This window comes from Belnapia sp. F-4-1 (assembly GCF_000802185.1).
GTDB lineage: Bacteria > Pseudomonadota > Alphaproteobacteria > Acetobacterales > Acetobacteraceae > Belnapia.
Genome location: NZ_KN676113.1, coordinates 220860 through 242008, shown reverse-complemented (window position 1 = coordinate 242008; position 21149 = coordinate 220860). Strand labels below are relative to the sequence as shown.

Annotated in this window: 27 protein-coding genes and 1 tRNA gene; 16 read left to right on the top strand and 12 right to left on the bottom strand. The window is 66.0% G+C overall.

What is annotated here, in order from left to right; genetic code table 11:
• Positions 1-6 precede the first annotated feature (6 nt).
• From LH62_RS01415 to LH62_RS01390, 6 genes are all read left to right on the top strand, one after another.
• Positions 7-1374 carry a phage/plasmid primase, P4 family gene (locus LH62_RS01415; protein ID WP_160299753.1) on the top strand — a complete coding sequence of 456 codons (1368 nt, stop codon included), beginning with the start codon at positions 7-9 and terminating at the stop codon, positions 1372-1374.
• Positions 1375-1702: 328 nt separating this feature from the next.
• Complete coding sequence (locus LH62_RS01410) at positions 1703-2152, top strand: DUF5681 domain-containing protein (protein ID WP_043358796.1); 450 nt, start codon at positions 1703-1705, stop codon at positions 2150-2152.
• Positions 2149-2346, top strand: coding sequence for a hypothetical protein (locus LH62_RS01405; protein ID WP_043358795.1), 198 nt, complete (start codon positions 2149-2151; stop codon positions 2344-2346). The genes LH62_RS01410 and LH62_RS01405 overlap by 4 nt, the downstream gene beginning before the upstream one ends.
• Positions 2343-2555 (top strand): hypothetical protein, encoded by a 213-nt coding sequence (locus tag LH62_RS01400; RefSeq protein WP_043358794.1) that lies wholly within the window; start codon positions 2343-2345, stop codon positions 2553-2555. The genes LH62_RS01405 and LH62_RS01400 overlap by 4 nt, the downstream gene beginning before the upstream one ends.
• 23 nt (positions 2556-2578) lie before the next feature.
• Positions 2579-2761 carry a hypothetical protein gene (locus tag LH62_RS01395; RefSeq protein WP_043358793.1) on the top strand — a complete coding sequence of 61 codons (183 nt, stop codon included), beginning with the start codon at positions 2579-2581 and terminating at the stop codon, positions 2759-2761.
• Positions 2762-2948: 187 nt separating this feature from the next.
• Positions 2949-3143: a hypothetical protein gene (locus LH62_RS01390; protein ID WP_144404330.1), complete on the top strand. Its 195-nt coding sequence runs from the start codon at positions 2949-2951 to the stop codon at positions 3141-3143.
• A gap of 75 nt (positions 3144-3218) precedes the next feature.
• Here the strand turns inward: LH62_RS01390 and LH62_RS30045 are convergent, their stop codons facing one another.
• Positions 3219-3566 carry a hypothetical protein gene (locus tag LH62_RS30045; protein WP_144404329.1) on the bottom strand — a complete coding sequence of 116 codons (348 nt, stop codon included), beginning with the start codon at positions 3564-3566 and terminating at the stop codon, positions 3219-3221.
• A 244-nt stretch (positions 3567-3810) separates the two neighbouring features.
• Between LH62_RS30045 and LH62_RS01385 the strand changes: the two genes are divergently transcribed.
• From LH62_RS01385 to LH62_RS30955, 3 genes are all read left to right on the top strand, one after another.
• On the top strand, positions 3811-4017 hold the full coding sequence (locus LH62_RS01385; protein WP_144404328.1) for a hypothetical protein: 207 nt from the start codon (positions 3811-3813) through the stop codon (positions 4015-4017).
• A 114-nt stretch (positions 4018-4131) separates the two neighbouring features.
• Positions 4132-4593 carry a hypothetical protein gene (locus LH62_RS01380; RefSeq protein ID WP_144404327.1) on the top strand — a complete coding sequence of 154 codons (462 nt, stop codon included), beginning with the start codon at positions 4132-4134 and terminating at the stop codon, positions 4591-4593.
• 26 nt (positions 4594-4619) lie between these two features.
• A complete protein-coding gene (locus LH62_RS30955) occupies positions 4620-4769 on the top strand; it encodes a hypothetical protein (RefSeq protein WP_160299752.1) in 150 nt (49 codons plus the stop codon).
• Between the two features lie 150 nt (positions 4770-4919).
• Here LH62_RS30955 and LH62_RS30950 read toward each other — a convergent pair whose 3' ends face one another.
• Together LH62_RS30950 and LH62_RS01375 are read right to left on the bottom strand one after the other, a co-directional pair.
• A complete protein-coding gene (locus tag LH62_RS30950) occupies positions 4920-5057 on the bottom strand; it encodes a hypothetical protein (RefSeq protein WP_160299751.1) in 138 nt (45 codons plus the stop codon).
• Positions 5058-5127: 70 nt separating this feature from the next.
• Positions 5128-6317 (bottom strand): IS3 family transposase gene (locus LH62_RS01375; RefSeq protein WP_369796735.1). Its coding sequence is split into 2 segments (ribosomal slippage): positions 5128-6026 and positions 6026-6317, totalling 1191 coding nucleotides; the frame shifts between segments, so codons are not numbered across the junction.
• Between the two features lie 115 nt (positions 6318-6432).
• Here LH62_RS01375 and rffA point away from each other — a divergent pair.
• From rffA to LH62_RS01350, 4 genes are read left to right on the top strand one after another with little or no spacing between them, the layout of a single operon-like run.
• A complete protein-coding gene (gene rffA, locus LH62_RS01365) occupies positions 6433-7563 on the top strand; it encodes a dTDP-4-amino-4,6-dideoxygalactose transaminase (RefSeq protein ID WP_043358785.1) in 1131 nt (376 codons plus the stop codon).
• Positions 7560-8276 (top strand): WbqC family protein, encoded by a 717-nt coding sequence (locus tag LH62_RS01360; RefSeq protein ID WP_043358783.1) that lies wholly within the window; start codon positions 7560-7562, stop codon positions 8274-8276. The genes rffA and LH62_RS01360 overlap by 4 nt, the downstream gene beginning before the upstream one ends.
• Positions 8273-9208 (top strand): glycosyltransferase family 2 protein, encoded by a 936-nt coding sequence (locus tag LH62_RS01355; RefSeq protein WP_043358781.1) that lies wholly within the window; start codon positions 8273-8275, stop codon positions 9206-9208. The genes LH62_RS01360 and LH62_RS01355 overlap by 4 nt, the downstream gene beginning before the upstream one ends.
• Complete coding sequence (locus LH62_RS01350; protein ID WP_043358779.1) at positions 9205-9831, top strand: bifunctional 2-polyprenyl-6-hydroxyphenol methylase/3-demethylubiquinol 3-O-methyltransferase UbiG; 627 nt, start codon at positions 9205-9207, stop codon at positions 9829-9831. Before LH62_RS01355 ends, LH62_RS01350 begins: the two co-directional genes overlap by 4 nt.
• A gap of 6 nt (positions 9832-9837) precedes the next feature.
• Here LH62_RS01350 and LH62_RS01345 read toward each other — a convergent pair whose 3' ends face one another.
• From LH62_RS01345 to LH62_RS01330, 4 genes are read right to left on the bottom strand one after another with little or no spacing between them, the layout of a single operon-like run.
• Positions 9838-10773: a hypothetical protein gene (locus LH62_RS01345; protein ID WP_043358777.1), complete on the bottom strand. Its 936-nt coding sequence runs from the start codon at positions 10771-10773 to the stop codon at positions 9838-9840.
• Positions 10770-11432 carry an acetyltransferase gene (locus LH62_RS01340; protein WP_043358775.1) on the bottom strand — a complete coding sequence of 221 codons (663 nt, stop codon included), beginning with the start codon at positions 11430-11432 and terminating at the stop codon, positions 10770-10772. The genes LH62_RS01345 and LH62_RS01340 overlap by 4 nt, the downstream gene beginning before the upstream one ends.
• A 39-nt stretch (positions 11433-11471) precedes the next feature.
• Entirely contained in the window at positions 11472-12080 is a 609-nt protein-coding gene (locus LH62_RS01335; protein WP_043358773.1) for a class I SAM-dependent methyltransferase, read from the bottom strand.
• A complete protein-coding gene (locus tag LH62_RS01330; protein ID WP_043358771.1) occupies positions 12073-12969 on the bottom strand; it encodes a lysylphosphatidylglycerol synthase transmembrane domain-containing protein in 897 nt (298 codons plus the stop codon). Before LH62_RS01330 ends, LH62_RS01335 begins: the two co-directional genes overlap by 8 nt.
• A gap of 124 nt (positions 12970-13093) precedes the next feature.
• Here LH62_RS01330 and LH62_RS01325 point away from each other — a divergent pair, with 124 nt between their 5' ends.
• The 3 genes from LH62_RS01325 to LH62_RS01315 all read left to right on the top strand — a co-directional run bounded on the left by LH62_RS01325 (position 13094) and on the right by LH62_RS01315 (position 17048).
• Positions 13094-15118 carry a hypothetical protein gene (locus LH62_RS01325; RefSeq protein WP_144404325.1) on the top strand — a complete coding sequence of 675 codons (2025 nt, stop codon included), beginning with the start codon at positions 13094-13096 and terminating at the stop codon, positions 15116-15118.
• A gap of 75 nt (positions 15119-15193) precedes the next feature.
• Positions 15194-15953, top strand: a protein-coding gene (locus LH62_RS28890; RefSeq protein WP_144404324.1) for an IS5 family transposase whose coding sequence is annotated in 2 segments (ribosomal slippage) — positions 15194-15415 and positions 15417-15953 — 759 coding nt in all. Because the reading frame shifts where the segments join, the coding sequence is not laid out codon by codon here.
• A 60-nt stretch (positions 15954-16013) separates the two neighbouring features.
• A complete protein-coding gene (locus LH62_RS01315; protein WP_043358767.1) occupies positions 16014-17048 on the top strand; it encodes an IS630 family transposase in 1035 nt (344 codons plus the stop codon).
• A gap of 36 nt (positions 17049-17084) precedes the next feature.
• Here LH62_RS01315 and LH62_RS01310 read toward each other — a convergent pair whose 3' ends face one another.
• The 5 genes from LH62_RS01310 to LH62_RS01295 form a co-directional block, all read right to left on the bottom strand.
• The gene (locus tag LH62_RS01310) at positions 17085-17465 is read right to left on the bottom strand and encodes a response regulator (protein ID WP_236552439.1); all 381 of its coding nucleotides are present in this window, start codon (positions 17463-17465) and stop codon (positions 17085-17087) included.
• Positions 17466-17687: 222 nt separating this feature from the next.
• Positions 17688-17843, bottom strand: a complete 156-nt coding sequence (locus LH62_RS31735; RefSeq protein WP_236552438.1) for a hypothetical protein — start codon at positions 17841-17843, stop codon at positions 17688-17690.
• The gene (locus tag LH62_RS01305) at positions 17822-18334 is read right to left on the bottom strand and encodes a Crp/Fnr family transcriptional regulator (protein ID WP_236552437.1); all 513 of its coding nucleotides are present in this window, start codon (positions 18332-18334) and stop codon (positions 17822-17824) included. Before LH62_RS01305 ends, LH62_RS31735 begins: the two co-directional genes overlap by 22 nt.
• A gap of 383 nt (positions 18335-18717) precedes the next feature.
• Positions 18718-18807: transfer RNA gene (locus LH62_RS01300), tRNA-Ser, on the bottom strand.
• Positions 18808-18855: 48 nt separating this feature from the next.
• The gene (locus tag LH62_RS01295; RefSeq protein ID WP_052213569.1) at positions 18856-21060 is read right to left on the bottom strand and encodes a hybrid sensor histidine kinase/response regulator; all 2205 of its coding nucleotides are present in this window, start codon (positions 21058-21060) and stop codon (positions 18856-18858) included.
• Positions 21061-21149: the final 89 nt, after the last annotated feature.

Below are 21149 nucleotides of genomic sequence, written 5' to 3'. Positions count from 1 at the left end.
GAGGAGATGCTGCGCGCCGCCGGCGCCACCATCACCGAGCCCCAAACTGCCGAGAGCGAGCCGCCGGAATACTCTGATGACGCGGTGGCCCTGGCCTTCTCCAGTCGCCACGCCGGCGACCTGCTCTTTGTCCCCGAATGGGGGTATTGGGTGCGCTGGGATGGCGCCCGCTGGGCGCGCGATACCACCCTGGCCGTATTTGACCTCGTCCGGGTTGTCTGCCGCGAGCAGGCAGCACAGGCCGAAGCGAACACCAAGGGCGGTGCCGGCTGGATCTCGAAGATCGCCAGCGGGCAGAAGGTGGCCGCGGTCGAACGGCTGGCCCGTGCCGACCGGCGCCATGCCCGCGCTGCAGACTTGTTCGACGCAGATCCGTGGGAGTTCAACACCCCGGACGGGGTGGTCAACCTCCGGACAGGCAAGATGCGGCGGCAGCGCACATCCGACCTGTTCACGAAGGTCGCGTATGTGGCGCCAGGCGGCGACTGCCCGCGCTGGCAGGCCTTCCTTTTCGAGATCATGCAGGGTGACGCCGAGGCGGTGGCTTATCTGCAGCGTTGGGCCGGCTACTTGCTCACCGGCCTGACCCGGGAACATGGCTTCCTCTTCGCCTTCGGGCCGGGCGGGAACGGCAAATCGGTGCTGGTGAACACCCTAGCCGCGGTCCTCGGCGATTACGCCACCACCTCGCCCATGGAGACCTTCATGGTCTCGAGCACCGATCGGCACCCCACCGACCTTGCCGCTCTCCGCGGCGCACGGCTGGTGGTGGCGTCCGAAACTGAAGCTGGGCGAGCCCTCGCCGAGAGCCGGATCAAGGCCCTCACTGGTGGCGACAAGATCGCGGCCCGGTTCATGCGCGGCGACTTCTTCGAGTACGCGCCGGTGTTCAAGCTAGTCATGGTCGGCAACCACCGCCCGTCCATCCGCAGCCCGGACGACGCCATGCGCCGGCGGCTGCACCTCTTGCCCATCACCTTCAAGCCGCCGCAGCCCGACCATGACTTGCAAGAGCGGCTGAGGGCCGAACTGCCCGGCATCCTTGCCTGGGCGATCGAGGGCTGCCTCGCCTGGCAACGGGAGGGTCTGGGCAAGCCGCGGGTGGTGGCGGACGCGACAGCGGAATACTTCGCCGAGCAGGACATGCTCGCGCAATGGCTGGCAGAGCGGTGCGAGGCCGTTCCGCGCAATGAGGCGCCCTCCGCTGCCCTCTACCGCGACTGGCGGGCTTGGGCAGAGGGAAGGGGCGAGGTGGCCGGCACCAACAAGGCCTTCTCAGCGGTGCTGGAGCGCTACCACGCGAAGAAAAGGACCGCGGCGGGGATGGTGTTCGTCGGCCTGCGGCTTCGTCCGTCCGATACGGGGGTCTTCTGATGCGTGTCGATGGATCTGATGCAGGGTTGTGGAGGGTTCTACATTTCAGCCGTTATTATGCGCGCGCACGCTCGCGCGATAATAAGACGCTTGAAAAGGGAGACCCACCACAACCTTGCATTTTTGGAGAACTGGATCAGCAGGGAACGACCGGGAATTTTAAGCGACCGGGCGGTTTCCCATCTCCGGAGCGGGGCCAGCTTGAGGCCCTTTTCGCGATGGCGGTGACTGCTGCACCCACCGCGGCCATTGCGCTGGCGATGTGATCGCCGGGGCATGTGTGCGCATTTGAACCCCATTCACCAGTTCGCGCTGAAGGGCCGCAGCTGTGACCACCGAGCCTGAAACAACAAACCCGAAACAAGGGAGACATCGGTTCGAGCCGGGGCAGTCGGGCAACCCCTCCGGCCGTCCGCGCGGCGCCCGCCACAAGGCGCTGATCGCCCTCGACGCCATCGGCGCCGAGGGGGCCGAGGCTGTGCTCCGCAAGGTCGTGGAGGATGCCAAGGGCGGCGACATGCGCGCGGCTGAGATCCTGCTGCGGCGGGTGTGGCCGGAGCGGAAGGGGCGCCTGGTGGAGTTCGCCCTGCCGCTGGTTGTCTCGGCCGCCGACACGGTGAAGGCTGCCGCCGCCATCGTCAGCGCCGTAGCCGGCGGCGAGCTCACCCCCGACGAAGCCCAGGCCGTCGCCAGCGTGGTCGAGATCCAGCGCCGCGCGATCGACACGGCCGAGCTGGCGGAGCGGATTGCCGCGCTTGAGGCGAGGGCCGGGCAATGACGGTGGTACGGCTGAGCGAGCGCCTGACACGGCTGGAGCGCCGTGGAGCGGGCTGGAAGGCCTATGAGGGCGTGCCGGTCGAGCAGTGGCCGGACGTGGCGCTATGGAGCCTCCTTGGTCTGCCGGAGAGCACCAGCGATGCCGAACTGCAGCGCATCGCCAACGCGCCCCCCCCGGCGGAGGCCCGGCCATGAGCGGCACCATTCATCGCCGCGTCGCCGTGCTCGAGCGCCAAGCGTGCAGTACCAGCTCGACGGTCTACGTCTTTCAGATGCCCGGCGAGGATACGGAAGCGGCGATCACGCGATGCCTTGGCCCGGCCGGCGCACCGCCTGGCGCCGCGGTGGTGGTCTTCACTTGGCTGCCGACGCAGCCGGCACCGGAGCGGGGGACGATTCAATGAGGCTGGGGGCAAGGGTGGCGGCGATGGAGGAGCGCATGGGCATGGGCAAGCAGCCCAAGATCTTCGTCTACCGAGGCCTTGATGAGACTGAGGAGGAGGCGTTTGCCCGGCATTTCGAAGGCAAGGGACCGCCGCCTGGAGCAGAGCTGATCATCTTCTCCCTCGGGCCGATGCTACCCCGCGAACCGGCAGAAGGGGCGAAGTGATGGCACGCAGCATCCAAAGCCGCATGGCAGCCCTTGAGCAGCGGGCGTAGCAAGGCCTGCCGCGCTGGGAGACGGTGCTGGTGGATGAGGCGGCCGGCGAGACACGCGAAGCGGCCATAGCGCGGCACTGCGGCGGCGCTGCTCCGCAAGAGGCCCGCCTGATCGTCGTCACGATCGGAGAGGTGGAGTGATGGAGCGAGGCCTGCACTGCCGCGTGGCGCGCTTGGAAGCCACCCGCAGCGGCCGTGGCGCCCTGCACGTCCTGCTGCATCCGCAGCTCGCCGGTGCTGACCTCGAGCGCTGGCGGATTAAGGCCATGGCCGGCCTACCGCTGGCGGCAACCGTGATCGTGGTTCCGAGGCGGGAGAAGGTGCAGTTGTAGGACGAGGCGGACGATGATCATTCACCATCGATCTGCTTCAGCGCGGTCCCTTCAAATGGACTGCAGCAACGTGGCTCAGGCCTTAGCACTAGCCGCCCCTGGCACCGGAGGAATGTTGAGTGAGGCCTCGGACCAGCCGTCAACGACGGGCTGATCGAGATTGAGAATCTGGTAAATCCCCTTCTCTGTTAGCCAAGAGATGACCTTTTCCACAGCGTCAGCGGGTGATGCTGAAAAGATGGGAGAGAGCCTATTCGTATCGGGGACATCTATTGCCCTGCCCATAAGTTCAGTGCGGTTCATGCGGATTTCGCCCGTCTCTGGCACGCGACGAATGTAGAGAATTGAGGAACCCTGGCTCTGCGTAGTCGGGTTCAGCCGCGAGATGACCATGCGCGCTACCAATGGATAATCAACGGGCATCTACCCTACTCCTCGAGGCATCTTATCAATCAGCGAGCGGCGCCGCGGTTCCAATGCCTGTGCTGTGGACATCGAGTAGGCACCCCTCCCTCACACGTCGATATAAGCACCCCTCGCCAGCGCTTGGCCTCTCCCAAACTCCCACAATACAAATGTTTTCAGTGACTTAAGATGGACTTTCGCTTATGATGCAGCATCACTTAGGGACGCTGCATCGGTACCATTGGACAGCCCATCCGAGCACTTGAACGACGCGCTGACCGCTACCTCCGACGCTGCCTATGCCTGCGGCTTCCGGGTGCTGAAGGGCTGCTGCTTCGGGCTAACCGATGAGGCGCATGTCGCCGTCCTGCTCGGCTTCATGGCGGCAGCTGCGGCGCTCAACCACCCGATGTCGCGGGTATGGGCCGGCTATTGGCGGAGAAAGGTGCAAGGACGGTCCATCTCGTAACAACCGCTTGACGGGTTTTCGCTTCGGGTCTCTATGCCTTCCCCCCCTACTCGAACTTGGTCCACTATGGCATTCCAGTGTCAAATCTGTCCGGCTCCGTATGAATTTGACCGAGTGGATGAGCCTGATGGTTCACATACCCTCTCATTTTTGATCGGGCACGACGATGCGACGGAGATGATATATTTTGTCAACGTCACCTTGTCGCCTTTCGATGTAGATGCGCTCGAATTCAGTTTCGCTATCGTTGAAGCCGACACCGTCACACTGCGCACGCGGCTCTTTACGAGCGGAAAGCATACCCGCGGGATCTTCTCTAGCGAGGAACGCTACCTCATCCTACAGGTTGTTTTGGCCGCGACGGTGGAACTTCTTGATTGGAAGCGGCCCCAGAAGGTGTACCGCTGCACGAGTGATCGTGACCCGCCTCATAAAGCTCTCAAGAAGCACTATCTCTTGGCTTGGGCGTTCCAATCTGCTGGCTACTCTCTAACCGAAGCGGACCCTTGGTACGGTCAACGCATCTGGTGGGCGGAGAGGATCAACACCCTTTTCCAACCTCCGGAAGACTGTTAGTGTCAACGCTCGTGGGGAACAAAGCGATGGATCGGGACAAGCAGATCGCGCTGATGCGACAGGCGGCAGAGCGACATACGGTGACTGCGAAAGCGGTTGCGAACTCTGCAAAGTTCAAGGCCTTGATTTCGAAGTACGCCGACGAAGCAAAACCCAAGCAAATAAAGCGTGCTTAGTAAGCTGGCATTGACGAAGCCCCGGTCATTCCGGGGCTTTTTCTTTTAGTGGCGCCGAACTGGTGTGGTTGCTCAGCTGATTTGACAGGTGCCTTGGACGCTGTTGCGGAAATCAGGATGACGGCGCACTGATCCCGCGAGTTGCTTCGATCAGGTAAGCGCGACGGTGTCGGGCATGGCGAGGCGGTTGCAGGTGTTGAGGATGGCGCAGCGGATCTGCACCTCGGCAACCTGATGGGCAGGGTCGCGGGTGGCGAGCCGCTCGCCGAGGCGCTTGAAGCGTGACATGGCTGTCTCGGCCAGGCTGCGTCGGTGATATGGACTTCCCCGGCTTGTGTGGACACCGGGTTGGGGGTGATCAGGCTGCGGTGAGCTTCATCTGCTCTGGGGTGATATAGCCAAGGGCTGAATAAAGGCGCTGACGGTTGTACCAGACCTCCATGAAGGCGAACACGTCGCGGCGCGCTTCTGAATGGGTGGCGTACTCGGCATTGTCGACGAGTTCGGCCTTGAGAGTTTTGAAGAAGCTCTCCATCGGCGCATTGTCGAGAGGATCGCCTTTCCGGCTCATGGAGGCGCGGGCGCCGATGCCGGCCAACGCCGCTCGATAGGCAGATGCCGCATATTGCGATCCGCGGTCCGAATGCGCGATCAGGCCCGGAGCCGGTCGCTGGCGCGCAATGGCCATGTGGAGTGCAGCGAGCGTCAACTCGCCGCGCATGTGGTCGGCCATGGCCCAGCCGACGACCCTACGGCTGAAGAGATCAAGCACCGCGGCAAGGTAGAGCCAGCCCTCTCCGGTTCGGATGTATGGCAGATCGGCCAGCCATACCCGGTTGGGCGCCAGTGCGGTGAACCGCCGTTCCAGCAGGTTAGGGGCAATCGGGAGGGCGTGCCGACTATCGGTGGTGCGCGGCTTGCCACGCCGGGACTGGCGCGCGGCCATGCCGTGCTGGTGCATGAGGCGGGCCACCCGATGCCGCCCGGCTCGGAGGCCCTCGGCGCGGAGTGCGGCATGCACGCGCGGACTGCCGTAGCGGCCGCGGCTGGCCTCGTGGACGCGGCGGATCTCGCCGAGCAACTCGCGGTCGGCGGTGGTCCTGCCGCTCTCCGGTCGCTCACGCCAAGCGTGGTAGCCGGCCGGGGAGACCTCCAGCACCTTGCACAGGACCCGGACGGGGAAGGTTTGGCGGTGTTCGTCGATGAAGCGGAACCTCATTTCGCAGGTCCCGAGAAGATGCCGATGGCTTTTTTTAAAATGTCGCGCTCCATCTGCACCCGCTCGAGTTCACGGCGCAGGCGGCGGATCTCAGCCTGGTCGGCCGTTATCGCAGGCATCGCCGCCGCATGACCATTGCCGGTCGACGCAGCAGGACGCGATGACTGCACGCCCGATGGCCGTAGCTTGCGCCGCCAGGTCCGTAGGACTGACTGCTCAATGCCGAGTTCCTGCGAAAGCTGCGACAATGGCCGATCGCTGCTCTCCAGCAGCGCCACCGTCTCCGCCTTGAACTCGTCCGTGAAGTTCCGCCTCGTCTTGCTGGACATCAGAACACCTCGCTCCTCTCGAGCTTAGCAGCGGTGTCCACCATCTGCGGGGAGGTCCACTGGGCTGATCGAGCTAGACGTGGACGAACGGGCATTGAGCGGGTAATCCCCATTCATGCCGATTTCGTTCAACCAGCCGACGCTCATCGGGCTCGAATTTCGCTACCTCGCCGAAACGCTGGAGCGTGCGCACCTTTCGGGCAACGGCGAGTTTACGAAGCGCTGCCAACACCTGCTTGAGCAACAGCTTGGAGCGCACCGCGTCCTGTTGACGCATTCGGCCACGGGTGCGCTCGAGATGGCCGCGATCCTAGCGGGTATCGGGCCGGGCGACGAAGTTATCATGCCGTCATTCACCTTCTGCAGCACCGCAAATGCGATCGTGCTGCGGGGCGGCGTGCCGGTATTCGCCGAGATTCGCCCCGATACGCTCAATATCGACGAGACGGCGATTGAGACCGCGATCACCCCGCGCACCCGCGCGATCTGCGTGGTCCATTATGCCGGGGTGGGGTGCCAGATGGACACGGTGCTTGAAATCGCAAACCGTCACGGCCTGGTCGTAATCGAGGATGCGGCCCAGGCGCTGCACGCCGATTTCAAAGATCGGCCTCTGGGTACCTTCGGCGCCCTATCCGCCTTTTCCTTCCATGAGACGAAGAACATCATCTCCGGCGAAGGCGGCGCGCTCGTCATCAATGACCTGGACCTGGCAGAACGCGCCGAGATCATCTGGGAAAAGGGGACCAATCGCGCCCAGTTCCAGCGGGGAGAAGTGGCCCGCTACACCTGGGTGGATATCGGCTCCTCCTTCCTGCCCAGTGAGCTCACGGCAGCGTTTCTCTTCGCTCAGCTTGAGGCCGGTGCTTCGGTGACGCGGAACCGCTTGGACGCCTGGCAGCGCTATCATGCCGCGCTGCGGCCGCTGGAGATCGCGGACCGCCTGCGCCGCCCCGTCGTGCCGCAGGGCTGTGCGCATAACGGCCACATCTACTACGTGCTGGCGCCGGACGGCGCGCAGCGCGATGCTGCGCTCAGGGCCATGGCGGCACGCGGCGTGAATGCCGTCATGCACTACGTGCCGCTGCACTCCTCCCCCGCGGGCCTGCGGTACGGCCGCGCCGCCGGCCCCCTGCCGATCACCGAAGATCTCGCTTCCCGCCTGATCCGCCTCCCCCTGCATGCGGGCCTTATGCCGGAGCATCAGGAAGCCGTCGTGGCCGCATTGGAACACGTGCTCGCATGACCCTGGCGCGGACTGTCGTCGTCACCCAGTCCAACTATCTGCCCTGGCGCGGCTGGTTCGACATGGTGCGGCAGAGCGACGTGCTGGTGCTGCTTGACACGGTGCAATTCACCCGACGCGACTGGCGCAACCGCAATCGTATCAAGACCGCGCAGGGCCCGGCATGGCTGACCATCCCGGTCGTCATCCAGGGCCGCTTCAAGCAGGCCGTCGACGAAACCCACATCTCCGCGCCATGGGCTGAGACGCATCTGCGAGGCATCGCCCTGTCGTATGCGCGGGCCCGGAAGTTCTCCGACGTCTTCCCCTGGCTGGAGGCACAGATCCGGGCCGTCGCCGACGAGCCCCTCCTGACCTGCGTGAACGAGGCGCTGATCCGCGGCTTCTGCGAGCGCCTCGGCATCGACGTCCTCGTCACGCGCGACAGCGATCTGCTGCCGCGCGACACGCTGCTCGCCCTCGATCCATCGGAAAGGCTGGCCGCGCTGGCCGAGGCCGCGGGCGGTACCCGCTACATTTCCGGGCCGATGGCCCAGGCGTATCTGGAGCCTGAACCCTTCGCACGTCGCGGGATCGAGGTGGCCTGGATGGATTATTCGGGCTACCCGGAATACCCGCAGCTCTGGGGTGACTTCGAGCCGGCGGTCTCCATCGTGGACCTGATGCTGAACACGGGTGCCGAGGCGTCGCAGTATCTCGGAAAATCGGGATGAAGCTTTCGATCATCGCCACCTTGTATCGGTCCGCCCGCGACCTCGCGGAATTCCACCGGCGAGCGATGCGGGCCGCAGAGGCGCTGACGTCGGATATCGAGATGATCCTCGTCGACGACGGATCGCCCGACGACAGCCTGGACATCGCCCTGCGGCTCCAGCGCGACGACCCCCGGATCGTCGTCGCCGAGCTCGCGCGCAACTTCGGTCACCACCGGGCCATGATGACGGGCCTGGCCTACGCGACGGGCGACCTCGTGCTCCTGATCGACAGCGATCTCGAGGAGCCGCCGGAGCTTCTCGCCATCTTTCACGAACGGCTCGTCGCCGGGAACTGGGACGTCGTCTACGGCGTGCAGGCGGACCGCCGCGGCGGCTTCATCCAGCGCGTCACCGGCGAGGCCTTCTTCAAGATGACCGAGCTCCTGAGCGATCACCCGCTTCCCCGCAACGTCATCACAGCGCGCCTGATGCGGCGGGCCTATGTTGACGCCCTGGTGGCGCACCGGGACCGCAGCTTTCTCATCGCCCATCTGTGGAGCATCGCCGGCTTCCGGCAAACCGCGATGGAAGTCACGAAGCTTTCGCTCTCGCCCACCACCTACTCGCTCTGCCGCCGGGTCGAGATGGGCATACAGCACGTCACCACGACTTCGACGAAGATCCTGTACCTGATCTTCTACGCCGGGTCGGGAATCTCGGGCGTGGCGCTGGCGTTGATGCTGTTCTTTCTCATTCGCTATCTCCGCCAGGGAGTGGGCGTCGGCGGATGGACCTCCCTGTTCCTGTCGCTATGGTTCTTCGGCGGGGTGATCATCCAGATTCTCGGCATCCTCGGCCTCTACATCGCCAATATCTACCAGGAGGTGAAAGAGCGCCCCTATACCCACCTCCGTCGACTGCATGGCGGCGGGCAAGGGGGCGAAGGATGACCAACGCCTCGATCCTGCAGGAGGTCGGCCGGTACTATGCGGCCCGCCTTGCCGAGCACGGCGCGGCGCCCCGCGGCGTGGACTGGAACGGAGAGGAGTCCCAGCGGCTCCGTCATGCGCAGTTCCTGCGCCTCGTCGGCGGCGACGGGGCCGCGAGCATCCTCGACCTCGGCTGCGGCTATGGTGACTTCCTGAGCTTCCTGCGCTCCAACGGGCATGAAGGCGTCTATCACGGCTGGGATATCGCGCCGGAGATGATCGAGGCCGCCCGTCGCCTGCATGGCGAGGGGCCGGACCGCCAATGGCACGTGGGCGCGGTGCCCGATAAATCCGCGGATTTTGCGATCGCGTCGGGCATCCTGAATGTGAAGGGCGAAGTCGGCACCGACGAGTGGTCGTCCTATGTCGAGCAGGTGCTGGACGTGCTGGCTGCCGCGGGCCGCAAGGGGTTCGGCTTCAACACCCTGTCCCTGGTGTCGGATCCGGAGAAGCGCCGGCCGAACCTGCACTACATCAGCCCCGTCGCAATGCTCGATCACTGCATTCACCGCTATGGCCGCCACGTCGCGATCCTGCAGGATTACGGGTTGTGGGAGTTCACCGTGATCGTCCGGCACGGTTGACGTAGCTCAATCCTGCTCCAGCACCGCGATGCCGAAGCCCGCATCGCCGTAGCGGCCGGAATTATACAGCATCCAGCGCGCACCCTCGGCCTCGAAGACCGTGGGATAAGACATCGACAGGCGCTCCCAGCCGCCCTCTCCGAGGGCCATGCCGGCCGCTTCATCCTGACGCTTCCAATCCAGGCCGTCGGAGGAGAGGGCGGTGCCGATGCGATACGACCAATCGTCGCCGCGGAAAGAATAGAAGGCGCGCCAGCCGCCATCGGCCTCCCGGATGGGGCAGAAGCGGGCGATCGCCACCTCTCCGGGATGGGCGAAGGTCAACACGCTGCGCGGCGTCAACTCCCACCTCAACCCGTCGCGGGAGGTGGCGTGCCGGATATCGTAGCGCGGCTGCAGAGTGCCGTTCACCTCGCTCCAGGCGTGGCCCGACTGGTACCACATGCGCCAGCCCCCCGTGCTGTCCGCCATGACCGCGGGGTCGGCCACGAAGTGGGGTTCCTCCAGGCAGCGGTCGATGATCGGGCCGGCGCTGACCCGTTCGAAGGGAAGATCGGGATTTCCAAGAGGGCGGACGGCCAGCCCGATGGCCGCATGAAAGCTGACCGTGCGGCTGAGGGTCCATCCTTGATAATAGAGGCGCTCCTCGGACCCGGTTTCGACGATCCATGCGCCCATGGCGCCGCAATCGTCGAAGCAGCCGGGCGGGCCTGGCTGCAGAAGCGGCACGGTGGAATGGCGCAGCACGCGAGTCGGGTCGTACAGGTCGATATCCACCCAGGAGAAATTGGAACGGTTCTGCCGGTCACGCGGGCTGAAATGCACGCGCCACAGCGAACCGCCCAATGGGCGCGGAATGGGGACGATGGCATGGCTATGCAGCCAGGCGCTCTGTCCGGCGGCGGCGAAGACATGGCCGAGCTTGCGCCAGCGCAGGCTCATATGCCGCGCAGCCGGCTGGACGGGATGCGCGCGCGCTCCGTCGCCGTCCCCATGTAGACGCCTTCCGGCTCGGCGTCAGCGAGCAGCAGCGCCCCCGCCCCCACGACGCAGCGCGGGCCCAAAGTGATGTGGTCGCGCAGGGTGGCATTGACGCCGATGAAGCAGCCTTCGCCGATGCGGACCCCACCTGAAATCACCACGTGCGAGGCGACGAACACGTCGTCCTCGATGACGGAATGGTGGCCGATGTGATTGCCACTCCAGAGCGTGACGTTGCGGCCGATCCGCGCGTAGGGCTGGATCGTATTGTCCTCGAGGATGAAGCAGTTGTCCCCGTGGGAGAGGTCGCCGAAGACGCTCGCGCAGCTGCTCACATAGCTCGGCAGGGTGTAGCCCAGGCCGCGCGCGGCGGCGCATTTCTCGCTGCGGATGCGGTTGAGCTTCGAATAGCTCAGCGCGACGAACAACTCGTACCGGTCGGGCGGGTACAGGGTGGCGACCTCCTCGAACGCCACCAGGGGCTGATCCAGGAAGGTGTCGCCCTGCCGGAAGGCGGCGTCCACGGTGAAGGCGACCACGCGGCGTCGCGCATCCTCGGTGAAGTAGAAGGCGGCAAGTGCGGCGATGTCACCCGCACCGAAGATGACAAGGTCTCTCATGATCCCCGAATATCATGCGGCATTGCGTCGCTCCAGCGATCAGCGGGCCGTCATCGCCCAGAGTGTGTAAGGTGGCAGCCGCTTGTGGCGTACCTCGCCGGTCACTTCGGCGAAGTGCCGCGCGGCTAGGGCCTGGTAGCCAGCGGGCGTGCGCACGTGCCGGCCGCGATCCATGCCGACCAGGAGCCGGGCAATCGGATTCTGTCCTTCGACGAAGGCGCAGTCGAGCGTGACGACGCGGCCGCCCGGCTTCACTACACGCCGCATCAGCATGAAGAGGCGATCGGCTTCCGCATCCGAAATATGATGCAGCACTGCGCTTACGATGGCAAGGTCGACGGGCTCCAGCGTCGCGGCCTCCGCCTCGCCGAAGAAGCCCTGATTGAAGGAACCCAATTGGCCGTAGGTGGCACGCGCCGCGGTCACGTAGTCCGCATTGGGCTCGTAGCCGATGTAGGTCACGCCCGGCAGATGACGCAGGAGCTCGGCCGTGCCAAAGCCGATATCCAGCACCCTTTCGCCGCGCTGCGCGCGCAGGTGCTGTCGCGCGAACCAGGTCCGCCCCCGCTCAGCACCAAAAAGATACTGCACGCCCTCATAGATCTGGGGATGCCGCAGGATGTTGAAGATGCCGCCGCGCTCAGCCATGCGGGCTTCTCCTTCGCCAGAGCAACGGCACATGCGCGAAGCCGACCGCCAGCATCATTGGCAGAAGCAGGCGCAGCGCCAGCGCCCCGATCTCGGCCTCCGCGGGAGTGCGGTCCATCGCCGTCAGCAAGGCGCGCGCGGAGAGTTCCTGAACGCCAAGTCCCGCCGGCACGGCAGACAGGATGGAAACCGTGGTGACCGCACCGATCAGAAGCATGGCCTGGCCAACATCCGGCATAGGCCCGACCGCGCCCAGTACGGCCAGCCAGGACGCCAGCGTGAAGATCCATTTCCCGAGGCTGGCAAAAGCCACGATCGCAAGCGCGGACGCGGTGAGAGGCGCTCCCACCCATCGAGCGAGGCGTGGCCAGGCCCGCGCCCAGCGCTGTCCGAGATCGGGCAAGGCGAGCCCCGCGAGGAAGGGGACGAGCGCGGCCATGACGGCGAGCCAGACAGGGTATCTGAACATGTGCACGAGCCCCCCTATCGTAAAACCCACGAGGATCGCGAGGTCGATGAGCCGTTCGAGCGCCAGATTCACGGCGGAGGCGCCGAGCGGCAGCCCCGCATCGCGCGCGAATTTAAGCTTTAGGGCCTCGCCCGCCTGCATGGGCGTGGCGATGCCGATCGCAATGGTAACCGCCACATACGCCTGGACATCCCGGAACACGTCCAGCCGCCACGGCAACTGATTGATGGCGATCCAGCGCAGCGCGCAGCAGCAGTAGATACCCAGCCCCAGCAAAGCGATGACGGGAAGCAGAGGACAGGGCCGGATTTCCGCCAGGGCGGCCAGGACCACCGGCCAGTCGAAGATGAAAGCCATCCAGCCCAGGGCCAGAACCGCGACCAGCGCCGGCCAGAACCGCGACATGCGCGTCAAGTCCATGCGCCTCAAGTCGCCGTCCCTTCCGCGGGATTTAACATAGCTGCGCGGTTAGCACGGGCCACCGCCGCTGCGAAGCCGACACCGGCTTGACGGTCTTCAGCCGACTGCCATAGACGTGGCTGGCATGTTCACGCGACGTACCGCCCTGCTCGCACGATTCGGTTTGTTTCCGATACCTTTTCTCATCGGCCTAGTCGTTGCCGTGAATGCCGTGCCGGGTGATCGCCTTTACCTCGCGATCCTGGCCTCGGGCCTTGTGCTCTGCGCGATCGGCTGGGGCCGGCTGCTGAGCCGTGTGACGGGTGTGCACCTCGCGACCGAAATGGCGATGCTTCTGGGCCTGGCCTTCGTCGCCCATCTCCTGCTTCTGCCGAATGTGCTAGGGGGAGGAGATATCCTATGGTCGCTGGCGATGCTACCTGTCGGCCTACTCGGTCTTGCCGGCCCGACCGCCGAGGAAGAGCGCTCGGGTCCCTATCTTCTCGCCCTGCTGGCCGCCTTCGGCTTCGCCGCCTTGTGGTCGCTCGATGCCAGCGGTCGCTACGCCGCATTCCTTTCCGGCGCCCGCCTGCAGATGTGGCTCGATGTCTTCGTCCATGCCGGGGTCATCGCGCATCTCGGCGATCCGAGGGCGATTGGGGGCGGAGACATCGCGCTCGCGCGCGTCCCCTTCGTGCTTTACCACATGGCGTCGCACGCCTTCGGAGCCCTGCCGGTGCGCCTCGGCCTCGTCGGGCCGCTCGATGTCGTGACATCCTTTTGGCTGCCCCTCGGCGCGACGATGACGGCGCTTGGATTCCTCGCCCTCGGCAGGGCGCTGGCCGGCATCGCCGGCGGGGCACTCGCGCTGCTCGCGCTCGCCGTAATCCCCGACCCCTCCGCCTACTGGCTGCAGCAGGGCTTCCTCTCCTTCCACTGGATGCTGGAAACCTCGCCAGGCACGCTTTTCGCCCTGCCCGTAGCGATGATGAGCATTGCCCTGCTTGCCCGATGGCAAGCCGGCGATGGAAATGGAACCCTTCTTCTCAGCCTGCTGGCGATGGCAAGCTGCTTCCTGCTGCGCGCGCACGTCTTCGTCTGGCTCATGCCGCCCTTGATCGCAATGATGTGGCTCCTGATCCCCGTGCCCCGGTTCACCCTCCGAATGCGCATCGCGACGCTGGCCCTTGGATTGCCCTTCGGCATCGCCGCGCTGCTGTGGATTGCGCGACGGGAGATCGAGCAGAGCAGTCTTGCCGTTTTCCTGACGCGCTTCATGGAATTCCTGCACCAGGCGAACCCGCCGACTGGTTACGACGGTTTTTATCCCCAGCTTACGAAAGCGCTGACTCCAATCGGAGCCCTCCCAATCGGTCTGTCCCTGGCGCTTCTCGGCATGGCGGGCATCTGGCTTGTCTTGTTGCTGTTGGGGACGGCGGCGGCCGCCCTGCGCCGTCGCCTCACGCTGCTCGACGCCCAGCCGTTCCTGGTGATTGGCTGGGCAGTTTTGATGATGATGCTCGCGCCGACGCCGTATCACGGCGATTTCACGGATTTCCGGCACCGGGGGTTCGTTCTCGTGGTCGCGATCTCGATGAGTTGGTGCGCGGCATTGGCGGTGCGCCTTGCACCTGCCCTGGCTTCGCCGCTACTCACGGGGATAGGCGCCGTGGCCGCGCTCGGCTCTGCGGTGTTCTGGCTGCCGGGGACGACACTTCCACGGATGGCCTGGGGAACAAGCTTCATCGCTCTCGAAATCCCGTCAGGCCTTCTCGCGGCGGCACGGGAACTTCGCGCCCTGGCGAAGACCGGCGATACTTTCGCGATCTACGGCACGCCATCCAACGCTTCGCTCTACGATGAAGCGACGCTCGTGCTGAGCGTCAGCGGCGTCCCCGCCTATGTTTCCCGTGCAGAAATGATGCAGCGATCGGGGGAACCGCGCAGATCGATAGCCAAGCATCGAATGGCCGCTCTTGCCGACTCGGAGCGTGAAACCGATACCGAAGCTGCCATGACAAGGCTGGCCACCGAGCACGTGACATTTGTCGTCGCGACACCGGGCCATAACCCCGCATGGGATCCGGAAGGTAGCCGCGCGATCTGGGCGCTGGGTGGCTACCGCCTTTGGCGTTTGTCACCTTCTCAAATCCACGGAAGCGGCAACTAGGGCCTGTTGACGTTTAGGATTCCCGTGGCTGTCCAGCCGTGATTCAAGCCCCGCTTTGGCGGCGTGATGAATGGAATGGATCAGGTGCGGTTTGTGGTCAGCGATGCGGTCTGGGCAAAAGTTGCCTTGCTGTTGCCGGGTAAGGCGACGGACCCGGGAGCGACGGGCAAGGACAACCGACTGTTCTTGGAAGCTGTGTTGTGGCGCGTGCGGACGGGAGCGCCGTGGCGCGACCTGCCGAATAAGTTCGGTCGCTGGAACAGCGTGTTCCAGCGGTTCCGCCGCTGGGTGCGGGCCGGGGGTCTTCAAGCGGCTGTTCCAGCAGGTATCGGATAAGTCGGATTTCGAATACGCCCTGATCTACGGCACCATCGTCTCCGCGCACCAGAAGGCGAGTGATGCGAAAGGGGGGACTCAGCATCAGGCTATCGGCCGCTCGCGCGGCGGGCTGACCACCAAGTTCGTCGCCTTGGTCGATGCGCTCGGCAACTTAGTGCGCTTCGTCCTGCTGCCCGGCCAGCGGCACGATAGTATCGGCGTGCCGCCGCTGATCGAAGACATCGCCTTTGGCGCTCTGCTCGGCGAAAGGGCCTTCGACGCCGACTGGCTCAGGGCCGATCTCGACGCTCGCGGCGCCGCCGCGGTGATTCCACCCAAGGGCAACCGTAAGGCAGCCATCAGCTTCGACCGCGACATGTACCGCTGGCGCCACCTGATCGAGAACACCTTCGCCAAGCTCAAGGAGTTCAGGGCTGTCGCCACCCGCTACGACAAGACCGACGCCAGCTACGACGCTACCGTCCACCTCGCGGCAGCGGTGATTGCATCACGCTGAACGTTATTGATCCGGCCTGGGCGGTTTTGAAGGCAAGTAGGATCCGCCCAGTTTGGGGTTATGAAGCATGTGGACATGCGCAAGCTGCCGGCGGCAGCGCAAGAGGAACGTCGGCGACAGGTGGTTGGCCTACGCCAGGCCGGCCTGACCTACGGTGCGATTGCGGAGCAGGTTGGGCTGACCCAGACTGGGGTGTTCGACATCTGCAAGCGGTATGCTGAGCGGGGAACGGCCGGGTTGAAGACTGGTTCGCGCGGGCCCGAGCCAGGGTATGGCCGTTTCCTTGCTGCCGGGCAGGAAGCGGAGACCCGCGCGCTGGTCCAGCAGCACACGCCTGACGAGCTGGACCTGCCGTTTGCGCTCTGGAGCCGGGCGGCAGTGAGCGAGCTGATCTGGCTGCGCTTCGGGGTGCGGCTGGCGGTGCGCACGATGGGCACCTACCTAGCGCGCTGGGGTTTCACCGCGCAGAAGCCACTGCGGCGAGCCCATGAGCAGGACCCGGCCGCGGTCCGGCGCTGGCTGCGGCGGGACTACCCGGCCATTGCTGCCCGAGCCAAGGCTGAGGGCGGCGCCATCTTCTGGGGTGACGAGACCGGCCTGCGTTCCGACGACGTGCGCGGACGCGGCTATGCGCCCCCGGGCCGTACGCCGGAAGTGCGGGTCAACCACAGGCGGGCCAACCTCGGTCTGATCTCCGCGGTGACCAACAAGGGCGAGCTGCGCTGGATGGTGCTGGACGGCGCGATCAAGGCGCCGGACCTGCTTCGCTTCCTCACTCGCCTGGTCCGCGAGGTCGATCAGAAGGTCTTCCTCATCCTCGACCGCCTGCCGGTCCACCGCTCGGCCAAGGTCCGAGACTGGCTGGCCGAGCGCGAGGCCGAGATCGAGGTTTTCTATCTCCCCGGCTACAGCCCCAAGCTGAACCCGGACGAGGGGCTCAACGGCGAGCTGAAGCAGGCGGTCACCGGCAAGGCGCCGGTACGTAGCAAGGCGCAGCTCAAGCGTGCCGTTCTCGGCCACATGCGCCGGCTGTCCAAGCTGCCCGACCGCGTCCGCAGCTTCTTCGGCCACAAGACCTTCCGCTACGCCGCCTGATTCAAGATCGCCTAAGCCGGATCAATAACAGGCAGATCACCCGCGCTGGTTTGCGCCACGGCCCCAGCGCAGGTCGCAGGTGCAGGCCGTCACCTCTTGGCAGTCAGCTCCTCGACGGCAGCGACCAACGTGTCGGGGTCGAACGGCTTTACTAAAGACCCGCGCCGCCGCGTACGCTCCCCGGTCACCATCCTCGCCATAGCCGGTGGCAAAAAGGAACGGCACGTTGAGCGCGGCCAGACGGTCGGCGACCGGCGAGACCATCGCGCCTCCGAGATTTATGTCCAGAACCGCAGCGCTCAGGCCACCATCGCAGGCTGCCCGCTCGACCAGCGCCAGCGCGTCATCCACGGAGCCAACAGGGCCTACAACGCTCGCGCCCGCATCGAGAAGCCCGTCCTCGATGAGCACGGACACCAGCGGCTCGTCCTCGACGACGAGGATTCGCCTGCCGATGAGCTTAGCCGCGCTGCTGAGAGAACTTCCCACGCCCATGGACACCGCCCTCGTTGCTCGGGCTTCCGCGGACCGGGTCGGTGGTGGGGACCATCACGCTCGGGAAGCACCGGGCACTCATAACTGCCGCGGTGCGGCCGTCCGTCCGGTTTCGAACGGCGGGCTGGGGAAAGGAATGCGCGCCTAGCCGGGCGGCACGCGGCCGGACCCGCCGAGCAGGCGGGTGAACTCGCGCCGCACGACGTGGTAGCACTCGCAACTCGCCGCTTCGAGGCCGGGCCGGTCGGTTACCTCCATCCGGCCCCGGGCGTAGCGGATCAGCCCAGCCTTTTGCAGCACCCCGGCCGCCACCGACAGGGCGGGCGGTGCACCGCCAGCATGGCGGACAGGAAGTCGTGGGTCATGGGGAACTCGTCGCTGTCCGCGCGGTCGTGGGCGGTAAGCAGCCAGCGGGCAAGGCGCTGCTCGACGACGTGGAAGGTGTTGCACGCGGCGGTCAGGCTCACCTGCGTGTTGAAGGCCATGGCGTAGCGCAGCAGCACCGTTCGGGGCGCCGCGCTCTCCCCCATCCCGTCGCGGAGCGCCGCCGCGTCCAGCCGCAGCGCCGTTCCCTCCTGCTGCACCCTGGCCTCCACCAAGGAGTGGTCGTCATCGAGGACGAGGGGGAGGCCGATTAGTCCTTCGCGGCCGACGATGCCGACCTCCACCTGGCCGTCGCCTTCAAGCGTGGCTAGCAGCGACACCATGCCGGACTCGGGAAACAGCACAGCGTTCACGACACCGCCCGCCGGGGTGAGGGTTTCTTCGAACGGAAGCTCGACGGCTTCCAAGCTGGGGCGCAGCCGGGCCAAGTCCTCAGGCGGCAACGCCGCAAGCAGGCCGTTGCGGACGGGAGCAGACTGGTGGTGTCGATAAGCAGCCAAAGGACGGCTCCTCGCGCAGCATATGGCGGGAGCGCTCGTCTCTCTCAGCCGCCCGCAGCCGGGGTCCGTGCGGGCGATGATCAAAAATTGGTGGCGCACCGAGGCGCTTGCAATAGGGAAGGCAGAACCCGTCCGGCCACCACCCATCTCGCAGCGGCCGTCATCGCTTCACGCTGAACGTCAACAGGCCCTAGTCGGGTAGCCCCGCTGACCTGCTATCCGGCGTTTGTGGACTGAATTGTGGACTGAGGAGGTGGGGCGTCTTTAAAGCCTGACAAAACCTACTTCGCTGGCGGAGAGGGTGGGATTCGAACCCACGGTACCCTTGCGAGTACTTCGGTTTTCGAGACCGACGCGATCGACCACTCCGCCACCTCTCCTGGTCGAGGGCAGCCCTATAATCGGCCGCGGCCCGGAGCGCAACGCCCTCAAGCGACCTGCTGCCGGTCCATTACCAGCTCGGCGATGCGGCGGACCAGGGCGGCCTGGTCGTAGGGTTTCGCCAGCACCTCGAATCCATGGTCGGCCGGACCCTCCGCCAGGCCGGCATACCCCGTCGCCAGCAGCACCGGCAGCAATGGGCGCAGGTGCCTTGCCTGCTGCGCCAGCTCGATGCCCGTCATGCCGCCGGGCATGACGATGTCGCTGAACAGCAGGTCGAAAGCCTCGCGGCCCTGGAGCAAGGCCAGGGCCTCCGGCGCATCCGGCACGGCGATCACGCGGAATCCGGCATCGCGCAGCGTCTCCGCCGCGACCTCGCGCACCCGCCCGTCATCCTCCACCAACAGCACGGTGGCACGGGCGACGGAGCGGAAGCGATCCGGCACCACGCTCGACGGGCCGGGCTCCTGCGCCGGCGCCTCGGCCGCGGCGGGCAGGAAGAGCGTCACCGTCGTGCCTTCGCCCGGGGCGCTGCCGATCGCCACATGGCCTCCCAGCTGGCGGATGAAGCCGAAGACCTGCGAGAGGCCGAGCCCCGTCCCCTTGCCGAGCGGCTTGGTGGTAAAGAACGGCTCGAAGGCCCGCTCCTGCACCTCGGGCGGCATGCCCGTGCCGGTGTCGCGGAGGACAAGGGCGACATACAGCCCCGGCTTCGCATCGGAGTTGCCGGCCAGCCGTTCCTCTTCCAGCCAGGCCGTCCGGGTCGAGAGCGTCACCGTGCCGCCGCGTGGCATCGCATCCCGCGCATTGATGGCGAGGTTCAGCAGCGCCGCCTCGAGCTGCGCGGCATCAGCCCGGCAGGGTGGCAGATCCGGATCGGCCTCCACCACGAGCCTCGCCGCCTCGCCGAGCGCGCGCTGGATGAGCGGGGCGAAGCCTCGCACCAGCTCGTTTGCGTCGAGGCTCGCGGCATGCAGCCTCTGCTGCCGGGCGAAGGCCAGCAGGCTGGCATTCAGCCGGGCCCCACGCTGCACCGCGTCCCGCGCCATGCCGAGATATTTCCGCGTTCGTTCATCGGCGCCGCCGAGATGCCGCTCCAGCAGATGCACGGTGCCGAGGATGGCGGTCAGCAGGTTGTTGAAGTCGTGCGCCACGCCGCCGGTCAGCCGGCCGAGGGATTCCAGCCGCTGTGCCTGGAACAGCCCGGCCTCCGCCGCCTCGCGCCGGACTATCTCGGCGCGCAGCTCGTCGCGGCTCTGGCTCAGCCGGAACAGCACCGCCTGCTCGGAGCGCCAGCGACGAATCGCCAGCCATGTGGTGAAGCCGAGCGCGAGCGCGACAGTCAGGCAGAATGTCGCGGTCCAGGCCGTGTTGGTCAGCCATTGGGCCCGGATCTGGTCGAGCGAGAGGGTGACGGAGACCACCAGCGGATACTCTCCGACCTGACGGAAGGCGGTCAGCCATTCCCGTCTCTCGCCGAATCGCTCGATCGCCGGGCCGGTATTGCTCGGATGGCGGACGGCCTCCGGCACGGTGCCGGGCTCCGGCGGGTCGAACAGGCCATTGCCGGCGGAGGGATGGCTGGCGAGCACCTGCCCGTCGGTCCGCAGCAGGGCGAAGCTGGCCTGGCCCTCCGGGTCCATCGCGTGCCATTGCGCCTGGAAATAGCCGGGTAGGACGGAGCCCAGGAGGACACCGTCGAACTGACCGTCCGCACTCACACGCCGCCGGGCGATGGCGAAGGTGACGATGCCGGTCAGCCGCGCCAGCATCGGCTCGCCGAAGACGAGGCCTCGCTCCCCCTCGCGCAGGCGGCGGAAATGGGCGCGCCCCGCGATCGAGAGGGGCGGCGTCGGCCAGGCGATGCTGAGCGCCGCCACCTGCCCGTCGGGCCGGACGAGATGCAGCGAGCTGATCTGCGCCAACCCGTCGTCCAGGCCGTGCAGCCAGCGATGGATATCCTGGCCGCGAGCCTCGACCTCGTCCCAGCTCAGGCCGCGGATGCGGTCCGCCATGTGGTCGAGGACCAGGGCATTGGTTTCGACCACCTTCAGCGCATGCTCGCGGGCGATGGCCGAAAGCCGGGTCAGGTCGGCATGGGCCTGGGCATGAAGGCGGTGATGGTCATACCAGGCGGCACCGAGGAGGAAACCGAGCGGCACGGCCAGCGAAGCGAGAAGCAGCAGCCGTAGCGACATCGGCAGCCTCGTCCGCGGCCAGCCGGGCCGGGCCAGGTCCGCAGCCCCCATCATCACGCCATCTCCGAAAAGTTGCGGCGACGGGCAATGCCGCGCCGCCGCCACCATATCACATTAAAGAGAGGTTGGTATCGTGACTGATT

What these genes read in the sequence shown, in the direction of transcription:
- LH62_RS01415 (WP_160299753.1), top strand. Translation starts at nt 7, where the DNA reads ATGCTGCGCGCCGCCGGCGCCACCATCACCGAGCCCCAAACTGCCGAG.
- LH62_RS01405 (WP_043358795.1), top strand. Translation starts at nt 2,149, where the DNA reads ATGACGGTGGTACGGCTGAGCGAGCGCCTGACACGGCTGGAGCGCCGT.
- LH62_RS01400 (WP_043358794.1), top strand. Translation starts at nt 2,343, where the DNA reads ATGAGCGGCACCATTCATCGCCGCGTCGCCGTGCTCGAGCGCCAAGCG.
- LH62_RS01395 (WP_043358793.1), top strand. Translation starts at nt 2,579, where the DNA reads ATGGAGGAGCGCATGGGCATGGGCAAGCAGCCCAAGATCTTCGTCTAC.
- LH62_RS30045 (WP_144404329.1), bottom strand. Translation starts at nt 3,566, where the DNA reads ATGCCCGTTGATTATCCATTGGTAGCGCGCATGGTCATCTCGCGGCTG.
- LH62_RS30955 (WP_160299752.1), top strand. Translation starts at nt 4,620, where the DNA reads ATGGATCGGGACAAGCAGATCGCGCTGATGCGACAGGCGGCAGAGCGA.
- LH62_RS30950 (WP_160299751.1), bottom strand. Translation starts at nt 5,057, where the DNA reads ATGTCACGCTTCAAGCGCCTCGGCGAGCGGCTCGCCACCCGCGACCCT.
- rffA (WP_043358785.1), top strand. Translation starts at nt 6,433, where the DNA reads ATGCCGATTTCGTTCAACCAGCCGACGCTCATCGGGCTCGAATTTCGC.
- LH62_RS01360 (WP_043358783.1), top strand. Translation starts at nt 7,560, where the DNA reads ATGACCCTGGCGCGGACTGTCGTCGTCACCCAGTCCAACTATCTGCCC.
- LH62_RS01355 (WP_043358781.1), top strand. Translation starts at nt 8,273, where the DNA reads ATGAAGCTTTCGATCATCGCCACCTTGTATCGGTCCGCCCGCGACCTC.
- LH62_RS01350 (WP_043358779.1), top strand. Translation starts at nt 9,205, where the DNA reads ATGACCAACGCCTCGATCCTGCAGGAGGTCGGCCGGTACTATGCGGCC.
- LH62_RS01345 (WP_043358777.1), bottom strand. Translation starts at nt 10,773, where the DNA reads ATGAGCCTGCGCTGGCGCAAGCTCGGCCATGTCTTCGCCGCCGCCGGA.
- LH62_RS01340 (WP_043358775.1), bottom strand. Translation starts at nt 11,432, where the DNA reads ATGAGAGACCTTGTCATCTTCGGTGCGGGTGACATCGCCGCACTTGCC.
- LH62_RS01335 (WP_043358773.1), bottom strand. Translation starts at nt 12,080, where the DNA reads ATGGCTGAGCGCGGCGGCATCTTCAACATCCTGCGGCATCCCCAGATC.
- LH62_RS01330 (WP_043358771.1), bottom strand. Translation starts at nt 12,969, where the DNA reads ATGGACTTGACGCGCATGTCGCGGTTCTGGCCGGCGCTGGTCGCGGTT.
- LH62_RS01325 (WP_144404325.1), top strand. Translation starts at nt 13,094, where the DNA reads ATGTTCACGCGACGTACCGCCCTGCTCGCACGATTCGGTTTGTTTCCG.
- LH62_RS01315 (WP_043358767.1), top strand. Translation starts at nt 16,014, where the DNA reads ATGAAGCATGTGGACATGCGCAAGCTGCCGGCGGCAGCGCAAGAGGAA.
- LH62_RS01295 (WP_052213569.1), bottom strand. Translation starts at nt 21,060, where the DNA reads ATGATGGGGGCTGCGGACCTGGCCCGGCCCGGCTGGCCGCGGACGAGG.